The organism is Mesorhizobium sp. M0016 (genome assembly GCF_040324035.1).
Lineage (GTDB): Bacteria > Pseudomonadota > Alphaproteobacteria > Rhizobiales > Rhizobiaceae > Mesorhizobium.
This window is the reverse complement of record NZ_JAMYVM010000010.1, coordinates 70,994-83,487: the sequence shown is the minus strand read 5'-3', so window position 1 is coordinate 83,487 and position 12,494 is coordinate 70,994. Positions and strand designations below refer to the sequence as shown.

General features: G+C 64.8%; 14 protein-coding genes. 6 read left to right on the top strand and 8 right to left on the bottom strand.

Going from position 1 to position 12,494, the window contains the following annotated elements; genetic code table 11:
• Positions 1 to 71: 71 nt before the first annotated feature.
• The 6 genes from NKJ88_RS16445 to NKJ88_RS16420 are packed head-to-tail and all read right to left on the bottom strand — an operon-like array spanning position 72 to position 5,487.
• Positions 72 to 1,682 (bottom strand): NTP transferase domain-containing protein, encoded by a 1,611-nt coding sequence (locus tag NKJ88_RS16445; RefSeq protein WP_023694139.1) that lies wholly within the window; start codon positions 1,680 to 1,682, stop codon positions 72 to 74.
• A complete protein-coding gene (locus NKJ88_RS16440) occupies positions 1,679 to 2,383 on the bottom strand; it encodes an XdhC family protein (RefSeq protein ID WP_023711477.1) in 705 nt (234 codons plus the stop codon). Before NKJ88_RS16440 ends, NKJ88_RS16445 begins: the two co-directional genes overlap by 4 nt.
• Before the next feature lie 2 nt (positions 2,384 to 2,385).
• Positions 2,386 to 2,724, bottom strand: coding sequence for an XdhC family protein (locus NKJ88_RS16435; protein WP_023711478.1), 339 nt, complete (start codon positions 2,722 to 2,724; stop codon positions 2,386 to 2,388).
• 59 nt (positions 2,725 to 2,783) lie between these two features.
• Positions 2,784 to 4,028 (bottom strand): vWA domain-containing protein, encoded by a 1,245-nt coding sequence (locus NKJ88_RS16430; RefSeq protein ID WP_023711479.1) that lies wholly within the window; start codon positions 4,026 to 4,028, stop codon positions 2,784 to 2,786.
• A gap of 5 nt (positions 4,029 to 4,033) precedes the next feature.
• A complete protein-coding gene (locus tag NKJ88_RS16425; protein WP_023711480.1) occupies positions 4,034 to 4,963 on the bottom strand; it encodes an AAA family ATPase in 930 nt (309 codons plus the stop codon).
• The gene (locus NKJ88_RS16420) at positions 4,960 to 5,487 is read right to left on the bottom strand and encodes a flavin reductase (protein ID WP_023711481.1); all 528 of its coding nucleotides are present in this window, start codon (positions 5,485 to 5,487) and stop codon (positions 4,960 to 4,962) included. The genes NKJ88_RS16425 and NKJ88_RS16420 overlap by 4 nt, the downstream gene beginning before the upstream one ends.
• A 180-nt stretch (positions 5,488 to 5,667) precedes the next feature.
• Between NKJ88_RS16420 and NKJ88_RS16415 the strand changes: the two genes are divergently transcribed.
• Positions 5,668 to 6,738, top strand: coding sequence for a branched-chain amino acid ABC transporter substrate-binding protein (locus NKJ88_RS16415; RefSeq protein ID WP_023743126.1), 1,071 nt, complete (start codon positions 5,668 to 5,670; stop codon positions 6,736 to 6,738).
• Positions 6,738 to 7,757 (top strand): P1 family peptidase, encoded by a 1,020-nt coding sequence (locus NKJ88_RS16410; protein WP_023739382.1) that lies wholly within the window; start codon positions 6,738 to 6,740, stop codon positions 7,755 to 7,757. The genes NKJ88_RS16415 and NKJ88_RS16410 overlap by 1 nt, the downstream gene beginning before the upstream one ends.
• Before the next feature lie 7 nt (positions 7,758 to 7,764).
• On the opposite strand, the gene NKJ88_RS16405 is transcribed toward NKJ88_RS16410, so the two are convergent.
• The gene (locus tag NKJ88_RS16405; RefSeq protein WP_023825105.1) at positions 7,765 to 8,019 is read right to left on the bottom strand and encodes a DUF2171 domain-containing protein; all 255 of its coding nucleotides are present in this window, start codon (positions 8,017 to 8,019) and stop codon (positions 7,765 to 7,767) included.
• A gap of 137 nt (positions 8,020 to 8,156) precedes the next feature.
• Between NKJ88_RS16405 and NKJ88_RS16400 the strand changes: the two genes are divergently transcribed.
• Genes NKJ88_RS16400 through NKJ88_RS16385 form a run of 4 tightly spaced genes read left to right on the top strand, consistent with a single transcriptional unit; the run spans position 8,157 to position 11,501 of the window.
• Positions 8,157 to 8,882, top strand: a complete 726-nt coding sequence (locus NKJ88_RS16400; protein ID WP_023825106.1) for a DUF2259 domain-containing protein — start codon at positions 8,157 to 8,159, stop codon at positions 8,880 to 8,882.
• Between the two features lie 56 nt (positions 8,883 to 8,938).
• The gene (locus tag NKJ88_RS16395) at positions 8,939 to 9,403 is read left to right on the top strand and encodes a hypothetical protein (protein WP_352444777.1); all 465 of its coding nucleotides are present in this window, start codon (positions 8,939 to 8,941) and stop codon (positions 9,401 to 9,403) included.
• A 59-nt stretch (positions 9,404 to 9,462) separates the two neighbouring features.
• Positions 9,463 to 10,764 (top strand): adenylosuccinate lyase, encoded by a 1,302-nt coding sequence (gene purB, locus NKJ88_RS16390; protein WP_023825107.1) that lies wholly within the window; start codon positions 9,463 to 9,465, stop codon positions 10,762 to 10,764.
• Between the two features lie 8 nt (positions 10,765 to 10,772).
• Entirely contained in the window at positions 10,773 to 11,501 is a 729-nt protein-coding gene (locus NKJ88_RS16385) for a metallophosphoesterase family protein (protein WP_352444711.1), read from the top strand.
• A gap of 15 nt (positions 11,502 to 11,516) precedes the next feature.
• On the opposite strand, the gene NKJ88_RS16380 is transcribed toward NKJ88_RS16385, so the two are convergent.
• Complete coding sequence (locus NKJ88_RS16380; RefSeq protein ID WP_352444709.1) at positions 11,517 to 12,332, bottom strand: VOC family protein; 816 nt, start codon at positions 12,330 to 12,332, stop codon at positions 11,517 to 11,519.
• Positions 12,333 to 12,494 lie beyond the last annotated feature (162 nt).

Below are 12,494 nucleotides of genomic sequence, written 5' to 3'. Positions count from 1 at the left end.
GGGGGGTAGAAGCGCTGAGGCAAGTAAAGAGAGAGCCATGCTAAAGGCATGCGTTTTTCGGCTTCGCTTTGTCAATCCTGCAGCACGCCGCCGGCGTCTTCGAGCGCCTCGCGGGTGTCGACGTCGACCGACGCGCCGTCGCCGATCTCGACGTCGATGACATCCAGTCCCTCGGCCTCGACCAGATGGCGGGCGCCGGTGTCGCCCTCGAGGTGAGCGATGCCTCCAAACAGCGCGCGTGGCAGCAGCACCGGATTGCCGCGGCGGCCGTCATGGGCGGCACGCACCACTGAGCGGCCGCCGTCCCTACGGAAGGCCTCGATCAACCGGTCGAGATCGGCCGATGAGATACCCGGCATGTCGCCGAGGACGATCATGGCGCCGGCCGCCTCGGCTCCAACGCGGGCAATGCCGGCTTTTAGAGACGAGGACAGGCCGTCGGCAAAATCCGAATTGTCGGCGAAGATCACGTCGAGGCCCGAGAGCGCGGCGTGCACCCGCTCGCGCTGATGGCCGGTGACGACAACGGTGGCAGAAGCCTTGGAATCGAGCGCCCGTTCAGCGGTGCGGCGCACCAGCGGCTTGCCGTCGAACAGCGCCAGAAGCTTGTTCGGCCCGCCCATGCGGCTGGAGCGACCGGCGGCCAGAAGCACGATCTCGACCTTCAGCCCGGCTCTCGCCGGCAGCGGCTCGCGCGGCTGCGGCCTGGTCGGGATTTCCATCAAGAGGCCGCCAACGCCCATGCCGGCGATGTCCTTGGCGGTGACGTCGAGACCGGCGATCAGCCTGTCGAGCACCCAATCGAAACCGTTCTCCTTGGGGCTGCGGGCGCAACCGGGCGCGCCGATGACGCGCTTGCCGTCCAGCGTGCCCAGCACCAGCAGATTGCCGGGATCGACCGGCATGCCCGCGCGGATCACCGTGCCACCTGCTGCCTCGATCGCCGCCGGAACGACATCGTTGAAATCGCTCATCGCCGAGGCGCCGAAGATCACCACCATGTCGTTGTCGCGCGCCAGCGCGGCCGCTGCCTCGGCTACAGGCGCGATCTCGTGCGGCGTGCGGCGCTCCGTCGTCAGCCGACCGCCGGAGCGTGCCAGCCGGGCCTCGGTGACGCGCAGCGTTTTGTCGAGCACGCTGGGCTTGATGCCGGGCAGCATCGTCTGAATGACGCCGATGCGCACCGGATGGTAGGCGTTGACGGCGAAGATCTCGCCGCCGGCGCAGATCTTTGTCACCGCATCGACAAGGGCCGAGGCAACGGCGAACGGGATGATCTTGACCGTCGCCACCATCTGGCCCTGCTCAACCGGCGCGTGCTGCGCCAGCGTGGCGATGGTGATGGTCGGGTCGACCGCATTGATGGCGTCGATCATGGCGGCATCGACGGTGAAGAGACCGGCGGCCTTGGCATGGAGGTTGACGCGGCCGGTCGCGGCCGGTTTTGCCTCGATGTTGCGGTGGGCCATGCTGGCAGCAATCTTTTCGGCCGCCGCATCCTCGCTGAGGTCATCGGCGGCAAGCACCGCCACGACGATCTCGGTAATGCCGGCCGCCTTCAGCACCGCCACGTCCTGCGTGCTCAGCCTGTGCGCCTTGCGGAAACGCCGCTCGCCCGCCGTCGTGGCATGCGCCAGCACCGCGCCTTGCGCCTGATCGATCGGGATCGGCCCGAACTTCACGCCGCCGCGCCTTTGGCTTCGAGACCGCGCGAGCGAAAGGCGTGGATCGTCTGCGCCAGGATGGCGACGGCGATCTCGGCCGGGCTCGCCGCGCCAATGTCGATACCGATCGGTGCGTGGATGCGGGCGATCTGGTCGGCGCTGGCGCCGAGCGCCAGTAGGCGCTCGACGCGCCTGGCGTGTGTTTTGCGGCTGCCGAGTGCGCCGACATAGAAACAGTTGGCGTCGAGCGCGGCCTTCAGTGCGAAATCGTCGATCTTCGGATCATGGGTGACGGCGGCGAGCGCCGTATAGCTGTCGAGCGGCTGGCGCTTCAGCACATCCTCCGGCCATTCGGCATGCAGGGCTACATCGGGAAAACGGTCCGGGGTGGCGAAGGCGGTGCGCGGATCGATGATCTCCAGGGGATAGCCGGCGATCCTGGCCATCGGCGCCAGCGCCTGACTGATATGGACGGCGCCGATCACCACCAGGCGCGGTTGCGGCAAATGCGCGTTGAGGAAGAAGGTTCGCCCTTCCGCCTCGACCGAACCCGAATTGCCAGTGCGAAACGCCTTGGCGATCGCTGCTCCAAGATCGCCGGCGACGGGATCGCCTTCACGCACGATACGGTCGCGGCCGTCGCCGAGATCGGTCACTAGGATCGCCGCACGGCGGGCACGGCGTTCGGCATTGAGGGCTTTGAGAGCGTAGGGATCCATGCCTAACCGAGCCGCTCCACATAGACCTTGATGCGGCCGCCGCAGGACAGGCCGACCTGCCAGGCGGTTTCGTCGGCAACGCCGAACTCCAGCATCTTCGCTTTCCCCGAGTCGATAACGTCCATCGCCTCGCTCACCACAGCACCCTCAACGCAGCCGCCCGAGACCGAGCCGTGAAAATTGCCTTCGGCGTCAATGACCAGATGACTGCCGGCCGGCCTCGGCGCCGAACCCCAGGTCTCGACCACAGTGGCGATGGCGACATCCTTGCCGTCCTTCATCCAGCCTTCCGCGATGATCAAGGGGTCGCGGGCCTCATCGAGATAGATGCTGTTGTCCATGATCGCTTGCCTCAAAGTCTGTTTTTCTCTGGGAGCCTGTTTTTCGGAATCCAATATGGCTATGCGGCGCGCCTGACACCAGCGTCCAGCCAGCGACGCGGATCGACCGAAGCGGCCGATTTCTTGTCCAGCGAGGCGCAGAGGTCGGCCAGCGCATCGAGATTGTGTACCGAGCGGAACTCGTCGACATGAGGCAGCATCGCTCTGACGCCGCGGGCCCGCGCCTCGAAGCCGCCAAAGCGCAGAAGCGGGTTGAGCCAGATCAGCCGCCGGCAGGATTTGTGCAGGCGATCCATCTCCTCCGACAGGCCGGAAACATCGTCGCGCTCCAAACCGTCGGTGATTAAAAGCACCACCGCGCCCTGCCCGAGCACGCGGCGTGACCAGTGCTTGTTGAACTCCGCCAGCGTATCGCCGATGCGGGTGCCGCCCGACCAGTCCTTGACCGCCGCCGAGCAGTCGGCAAGGGCGGCATCGGGGTCGCGATGGCGCATCTGCCGCGTGAGATTGGTCAGCCGCGTGCCGAAGACGAAGGTGTGCACGCGCCGCCGTTTTTCGGTCAGCGCATGCAGAAAGTGCAGGAAGATGCGCGTGTACTGGCTCATCGAACCGGAGATATCGGCGAGAACCACCAGCGGCGGATGCACTTCGCGGGCTGAGCGGAATTTCGGCAGGATCAGTTCGCCGCCGGTGCGCGCGGCCGAGCGCATCATGGCGCGTGGATCGATACGGCGGCCATGCAGGTCTGCCTTGAAGCGTCGGGTACGGACCATGTCGAACGGCAGCCGCAGCCGGGCAATCGCCTTCTTGGCGTCTGCCATCTCGTCGGCATTCATCTGGGCAAAGTCCTTGCCGCGCAGCACTTCATTCCCGGAGAAGGTTAGCCGGGCGTCGACTTCGATCTCCGGGATTTCCCTGACCGGCCGATTCTTCTCGTGGCCTTCGAACATGGCCTGGCTGACGCGGTTTTCTGCCGCGCGCGGCTTTTGCTTCTCCCTGGTGTCAGGAGCCACCGGCGAGAACATCGCCAGAAGTTTCTCGATCAGCTCGCGCGATTTCCAGAACAGCCGGAAGGCTTCGTCGAAAACAGGGTGATCTTCGTGCCGCGACACAAGCACGGCATGCAGCGTCCAGTAGAAATCGTCGCGCGAACCGATGCCGGCGGCCAGCACCGCCTCGATCGCATCCTTGACCGAAGCCGGCCCGACGCGCATGCCCGCTTTGCGCAAGGTGCGGGCGAAATAGACGATGTTGTCGGCGATGCGCCCGTCTTCCGTCGCCTCTCTGGGTTCGGGCGCCTTCACTTGCCCTACTCCGCCGCCGCCAGCTCGGCCTTGACCTCGTCGAGGATACGCCGGCCCTCGCCCGCGCCGATGCGGGCAATGTCGTCCTGGTATTTCAGCAAAACGCCGATCGTGTCGGAGACGGTTTCGGGATCGAGCGCCACCTTGTCGAGTTCGGTCAGCGCGCCGGCCCAGTCGATGGTCTCGGCAACGCCCGGCGCCTTGAATAGTTCGACTTGGCGCAGCTTCTGGATGAACGACACCACTTCGGCCGAAAGCCGGCTGTTGGCCTGCGGCACCTTGCGCCGCACGATCTCCAGCTCGCGCTCGGCATTGGGATAGTCGACCCAGTGATAGAGGCAGCGCCGCTTCAGCGCGTCGTGGATTTCGCGCGTGCGGTTGGTGGTGATGATGACGATCGGCGGTTCCTCCGCCTTGATCGTGCCGAGCTCGGGCACCGTCACCTGGAAATCGGACAGGATTTCGAGCAGGAATGCTTCGAAAGCCTCGTCGGTGCGGTCGAGCTCATCGATCAGGAACACCGGGGCCGCACCCGCCTTGCCGGTCAGCGCATCGAGCACCGGGCGGCGGATCAGGTATTTTTCGGAAAAGACATTCCGCTCCATGTCGGAGCGGTCGACCGAGCCTGCCGCCTCCTCCATGCGGATCTCTATCATCTGCGCGGCGTAATTCCACTCATAGACAGCGGACGAGACGTCGAGCCCTTCATAGCATTGCAGGCGGATCAGCCGGCGGCCGAGTGCCTGCGCCAGCACCTTGGCGATCTCGGTCTTGCCGACGCCGGCCTCCCCTTCAAGGAACAGCGGCCGCTGCATGCGCAGGGACAGGAACAGCACCGTTGCCAGCGAGCGGTCCGCGACGTAGTCCGCGCCGGTCAGGAGATCGAGCGTTTCGTCGATCGTCCGCGGCGCGGGGCGCGGTTTCAGCTCGGTCATTCTTTCTCCGTTGCCGCCTCTGCTCCGCTCTGCAGCACGTGGTAGTCGCGGGCGTGGTAGATCAGCGGCCGCAAATTATCGCCCATGCGCAGGCCTGTCACCTTGCCAAAAAGCACACGATGGGTGGCGAGATCCTTGGTGTCCATCAATTCGCAGTCAAAAACCGCAAGAGCGCCCTTCAGGGTAGGCGCGCCGGTCGATATGACGTCCCACTCGCCAAGCGCGAAACGCTCATCGGCAGACAGCCCGGTCAGGCCTGAAAACGCCACCGATAGGGGCTGCTGGTGCGAAGCCAGCGTGTTCAGCGCAAACCGGCGGTTTTGCACGAAGAGCTCGTTCTTGGCATTCTCGCGGTTGAGACAGACGAGAACCGTCGGCGGCGTGTCCGACACCGAACAGGCCGCAATCACCGTCGTGCCGCGTTTGCCGGCGGGCCCGTCGGTGGTCACCACATGGACGTGGCCGGCAAAATGCGCCATCGCGTCGCGATAGGCCTGAGGCCCTATGTCGTTCAACTTCAACACCGATGATCTTCCATAAGCGGGAATCCAAGCGTTATATATGGCGGCACACAATAGGCCACAAGCGAAGTGGTTGACGCCAATCCGCAAATTCCCGTGTTGCGCCTGGGGCGGGCAGCCTTTAGGTCTTGGCGGAAGAGACGCTGGAAGCATGCGACCGGCACGGAGGAATTCGTCGTCAGAATGCGACCCCCAACAGCTGTAATAGCGGCACTGCTCTGGCTGCTGCCGGCAAGCGCCGGCGCGCAGACGCTGCTTGTCGGCGTCGCCGCACCCCTGTCCGGTCCGTCGGCGATCCTGGGCAAGCAGATCGAGGCGGGTGCTGCCCTGGCAGCAGAAGCCAACGGCGCCGAGATCAAGACGGTCGACGATGCCTGCACCGCCGATGGCGGGGCTGCCGCCGCCAGGGAATTCGCCGCTGCGAAGGTCGATATCGTCGTCGGCTTCCTCTGCACCGAGGCGATCCAGGCGGCGCTGCCGATCCTCAAGGACGCTGACATACCGGTCATCACCGTTGGCGTGCGCACCGAAAGCCTGACCGATCGCCGCGCCAAAACCGGCTGGCCGGTCTACCGGCTGGGGCCACGCGGCGACGACGAGCGCAATGCGGTGGCCGGCATCCTGACCCGGCTGTGGCAGAGCGAATTGTTCGCCATCGTCGATGACGGGACCATCTATGGCCGCGAAATCGCCGAGACGCTGCGCGCAGCGGCCGAACAGGCGGCGCTGAAGCCGGTCTTCACAGACACGTTCCGGCCGCAGCTCGACAACCAGATCGGGCTGATCGGCCGGCTGAAGAAGGCGGGCGCGACGCATGTCTTTGCCGGTGGCGACGGCGACGACATCGCCATTATGGGCCGCGACGCCGGCCAGCTCGAGGCCGGCATTGTCTTTGCCGGCGGCGAGAATTTGCGCACGCCACCCGGCGATGAGCCTTACGCCGCCGGCACGCTGATGATCGCGCCGCCGGAATGGGCCGATGTCGCCGATCCCAAGGTGCTGGCGGCGTTTACGGCCAAGAACATCGCGCCGGATGGCTATGCCTTGCCGGCCTACGCGGCGGTGGAGATTGCCAAGGCGGCCTCGGCCGCGCCCCAGACCTCGGGCAAGGGGCTGGCCGACGCGCTAACCGGGCATGATTTCACCACCGCGATCGGGCCGCTGCGGTTCGACGACAAAGGCGATCTGAGCCAAAACCTCTATCGCGCCTTCCGCTTCGACGGGACGCGTTTCGTGCCGGCGGAGACGAATTGATGTTTCGCACCGGGCCGCGCAATCTGATCACCGATGTCGCCGGCTTGCGCGTCGGCAACGCGTCGGATGCCACGCTGAAATCGGGCGTCACCACCGTATTGTGCGACGAACCGGCGGTCGGTGGCGTGCAGATCCTCGGCGGCGCGCCGGGCACGCGCGAGACCGATTTGCTCGAACCGCACAATTCCATCGAGGCGGTTCATGCCGTCGTGCTTTCGGGCGGTTCGGCCTTCGGCCTCGACGCCGCGTCGGGCGTGCAGGCGGCGTTGCGTGAAAAAGGCATTGGCGTCGATGTCGGCGGCTTTCGGGTGCCGATCGTGCCGGCGGCGATCCTGTTTGACCTGCGCAATGGCGGCGACAAGGATTGGGGCCGTTATCCTCCCTACCGCGACCTCGGCTACGAAGCCGCCCAGGCGGCAACAGTCGACTTTCCGCTCGGCACAATCGGCGCCGGCACCGGCGCGCTAAGCTCCGGGCTGAAGGGCGGCCTCGGCTCGGCCTCGACCGCGCTCGACAGCGGCATCACCATCGGCGCGCTCGCCGCCGCCAACCCGACCGGCTCGGTGACGATTGCGCGTACACGCTATTTCTGGGCGGCACCCTTCGAGATCGGCGATGAGTTCGGAGGCCTCGGCTATCCCTCGCCGATGCCGGACGACGCCAGGCGGATCCTGTTGAAATACCGCGACAAGCGTGTCGGTGGACAAGTCGAGGCCGGTGGTAACACCACCATCGCCGTCATCGCCACCGATGCCGTGCTGACCAAGGCGGCAGCCAAGCGGCTGGCCATTTCAGCGCATGACGGCTTCGTGCGCGCCATCTGGCCGGTGCACACGCCGGCCGACGGCGATCTGGTGTTCGCGCTGGCGACGGGGAAGAGCGGCATAGAACTCAGCGCCGACGATGCCGTCGATTTCTTTGCCACTGCCGGCGCCACCATGGCGCGCGCAATCAGCCGCGGCATCCATGCCGCGACGCCGGCCGAAGGCGACCTGTTTGCGGTGTGGTCGTCGCGCTGATTTTCAGTCAGGTCGGGTCGGACTCTTCTTCCTCGAAGCTGACCGCGACATCCGAATTTGCCGACAGCCAGACTTTCTGGCCCTCGACCTCGGCAAGCAGGCTCAAGGGAATGTAGTGGTGATGCCCCTGATGGGCGCCCTCGCCGCTGTCGGCCTTGGTCAACTTGATCCGCTCGCCATCGACCCTGTCGACGGTGCCGATGTGAACGCCGTCGGCGCCGATCACTTCCATATGCTCGCGAATCTTGCTGGCCTCAGTCATGGGGTGTTCTCCTTTTGAAAACGATCGACGATAACAAACAGAGGCGAAATTGGATGCATCGCCTTTTGAATAGCACGATGTTTTGACTGTCTCGTGATAGGGAACGATCGAACCAGGGCAGGCGGAGCGGAACCCCGATGCGAAATCTCGTCCTGATTGGCGTTTGCCTGCTGGTCCATCTGGCATCCGCCATGGCCGCCCGAGCGGGCGATGTCGCCGAGCTTGAAATCCTCGGCTTCAGCAAGGATGGCAGCGTCTTCGCCTTCGAGGAATATGGTGTGGCAGACGGTTCGGGCTTTCCCTATGCCAATCGCTACTACATCAACACCGCCGACGACACGTTCCTGAAGGGCACGCCAATCCGGGTCCGGCTGGAGGATGAGACCGCCTCGCTCGATACGGCCCGTCAGCAGGCCAGGCAGAAGGGCGAAGCCGTCGTTGTGCAGGCCGAACTCACCGCAAACCGCGGCATCACCGCCGGCTTCAACCCGGTGACCGAATTGTCGGCGGACCCGTTCCGCATGGTGGTGAACCCACGGCCGATCTTTTCGCCGGTCGACCCGCCGCTGGAATTCCGGCTGGACGAGATCGGCATGAATGACACCGAAAGCTGCCAGAGCCAGGGCGAGGTCAACGGTTTTCGCCTGCTGCGGATCGAGGCCAGGGATGGCGGCCGGACCCATCTGCTGCATGAGGATAAATCGATCCCGAAAAGCCGTGGCTGCCCGAACGGCTACAGGATCGGCGCGGTGCAGACGTTCTCGATGGACAGCATCAGCGCCTATGCGGTGCTGATCGCGGTGCGCCAATACGGCTTCGAAGGGCCGGATTTTCGCTGGATCGCCGTGACCGGACGCCTGTGACAGCGCTCGATCAATCCAGCTGGCGCAAGCGCGCCGGAAATCGCGTCAGCCGCGCCATACCATCGACGGGCGCGGCGCTTGTCGGCGCCTTGCTGTGGGCGATGGCCATGGGCGCCAGCGCGCTGACCGGTCTTGGGCTCGACAATTGGGAGACCCCGGAAAAGATCCGCTTCGTCGCCCTGCTGTTTGCGACCGGCGCGGCATTGGCCTTTCCCGTCGGGTTGTTCGCGGCGCGGCTGGTCTCGCTCGACCGGCACTGGGAAGTGGCGTTCGCCGCCGCCTTCGTCTGCCTGCTTGCCACGACGCTCGCCTTCACCGGCGGGTTGTTTGCGCTGCAATACCGCTCCTACTATGCCGAATGGCACGCGGAGGCCTTCACCGCCCGGTGGGCGTTCGAACTGGTCTTCACCTCGCTGACGGCGCTCTACCAATTCGTGGTGCTGGGTATCAGGCTCTATTTTCCGCTCGGATTCATCGCGCTTGCCGCCGCCAGCGTGTGGTTTGCGCGCCAGCAGCGTTGAGCATTCGGTCCGCCTCTGTTAGGACGCGCACTTAACCACGGACACATCAGGACTGACGGATGATCCCTCGCTATTCCCGGCCGGAAATGGTCGCCATCTGGTCGCCGGAAACCCGCTTCCGCATCTGGTTCGAGATCGAGGCCCATGCCTGCGATGCGCTGGCCGAGCTCGGCGTCATCCCCAGAGAAGCCGCCAAGACCATCTGGGAAAAAGGCGGCGCCGCCCAATTCGACGTCGGCAAGATCGACGAGATCGAGGCCGTCACCAAGCACGACGTCATCGCCTTCCTCACCCATCTCGCCGAATTCGTCGGACCGGATGCCCGTTTCATCCACCAGGGCATGACCTCGTCCGACGTTCTCGACACCTGCCTTGCGGTGCAGCTCAACCGCGCCAGCGATATCCTGCTGGCCGACCTCGACGGCCTGCTCGCCGCGCTGAAGCGCCGGGCCTTCGAGCACAAGGACACCGTCACCATCGGCCGCAGCCACGGCATTCATGCCGAGCCGACCACGTTCGGCGTCAAGCTGGCGCAGGCCTATGCCGAGTTCTCGCGCTGCCGCGAGCGGCTGGTGCACGCGCGAGAGGATATTGCCACCTGCGCTATCTCGGGCGCGATCGGCACCTTCGCCAACATCGACCCCTATGTCGAAGAGCATGTGGCGAAAAAGCTTGGGCTGAAGCCGGAACCGGTGTCGACGCAGGTCATCCCGCGCGACCGCCATGCCATGTTCTTTGCCACGCTCGGCGTCATCGCCTCGTCGGTCGAGCGGCTGGCGACAGAGATTCGCCATCTGCAGCGCACCGAGGTGCTGGAAGTGGAAGAGTATTTTTCGCCGGGCCAGAAGGGCTCGTCGGCAATGCCGCACAAGCGCAACCCGGTGCTGACCGAAAACCTCACCGGCCTTGCCCGCATGGTGCGCTCCATGGCGCTGCCGGCGATGGAGAATGTGGCGCTCTGGCACGAGCGCGACATCTCGCATTCCTCGGTCGAGCGCATGATAGGGCCGGACGCCACGGTAACGCTGGATTTCGCGCTGTCGCGGCTCACCGGCGTCGTCGACAAATTGCTGATCTATCCCGACAACATGCTGAAGAACATGAACAAGTTCCGTGGCCTGGTGCATTCGCAGCGCGTGTTGCTGGCGCTGACCCAAGCCGGCGTCAGTCGCGAGGATGCCTACCGCCTGGTGCAGCGCAACGCCATGAAGGTATGGGAACATGGAGCTGATTTCCTTGAGGAACTGTTGGCCGACAGGGAAGTCACCGCAGCGCTGCCCGAAGCCGAGATCCGCGAGAAATTCGACTTGGGCTATCACACCAAGCATGTCGACACGATCTTCAAGCGGGTTTTCGGATAGGTTTTTCGATGCGGCTGGCCGTCCTTTCCGACATCCATGGGAATCTGCGCGCGCTTGAGGCGGTTCATGCGCAGATCAAAGACGCTTCTCCCGACATCATCGTCAATCTGGGCGATTGTCTTTCCGGGCCGCTATGGCCTGAAGAAACCGCGCAATATCTGATGGCGCAGAACTGGCCGACCGTGCGCGGCAATCACGACCGTGTGCTGATCGAGCCGCCTGCTTCCGGGTTGGAAGACGTCGATGCTTTCACCCACCAACGCCTCTCTGAGACATCCCTGACCTGGATCTCGGCCTTGCCGGTCACCCTGTCGCCTGCCCCGGACATCCTGCTGTGCCATGGCAGCCCGAGTGACGACAACGTGTTCCTGCTTGAGGAAGACGGAGGCAGCCACTTCCACCCCTCCAATGAAAAGCAGATCAGGCACAAGCTCGGCAGCGCCGGCGCCGGGCTGACCTTGTGCGGCCATACACATACGCCGCGCGTTGTGCGTTTGTCGGACAACCGGACAATCCTCAATCCGGGCAGCGTCGGCGTCCAGGCATTCCCCGGCCTGACCCTGACCGGCAGTCCGCATGCCCGCTACGCCCTCGCTACGCGCAAGGACGGACAATGGTTTTTCAGCCATCACGTGGTCAATTATGACTGGACCGAGGCGTCCAGCCGCGCGACAGCCACCGGCTTCGACAGCTGGGCGCATGGGCTGCTGACGGGCTACGCCGCCAATTCCTTGTAAGAACCGAGCGGGCGCTCAGCCGGCGGCGCCCGGCACGGTGCGGATCACCGTGCCCCACGGATCTTCCCGCGTGGTTTCAGCGGTTGTCCTGTCCGAGCGCATCTCGACCCAGGCCAGCCCTGAGCGGGACGGATCGCGGCGCCCGGCGCCGGCGCTGTGCCACGAATTGCCACCGATATGATGGTGGTAGCCTCCCGACGACAGGAACACCGCCTGCCCTCCATACTTAGCGACCGTGTCGAAGCCAAATTCGTCGTGCCACCAGGCCTCGGCATCTTCCGGCCGGCCGACGCGCAGATGGACATGGCCGACAATGCTGTTTTGCGGCGCGCCCTGCCAGCCGGCGTCACCGGCCGGCACGCTGCCAACCACGGCAGCCAGGTTCAGCCGCTCGGTCGCCATGGCGATCTTGTCGCCGTTCCACTTCCACTCCTGCGGCAGACGGTCCCTACAGATTTCAATGCCGTTGCCTTCGGGGTCGGTCAGGTAGAGAGCCTCGCTGACCAGATGGTCGGAGGCGCCCTCGATGCGGATCTTGTTGGCGGCGGCGTGGTTTATCCAGCGGCCGAGATCGGCGCGGCTGGGCAGCAGGAAAGCGGTGTGGAACAGGCCGGCGCTGCGCGGATCGTCGGGCTTGGCCGCTGCATCAGGCTCGATCACCAGCAGCGGGCGCTCGGCAGCGCCCAGCGTGATGGCGCCATCGGCGCGGCTCAATTCCTGCAGGCCGACAACAGCCCGGTAGTAATCGGCAAGTCCTTCGGCGTCGCGCGCCTTCAGGCCCACGCGTGACACGCTGACGGGGGTCGTCGCGGCAAAAGGCAGTTCGCTCATAAAACTCTCCGTTCAGCGCATTATCCCAGGCCGCGCCACCAGTCTATTCTGTCGTCCATCTCTTCCTGCCTCAAATCGTCGATCCTGATCGTTCACACAAGATGGAAAGAATCGAACAGGTTGTTCACAATTGTGATGCACCGCATGCGTCAGCGCGGGTTG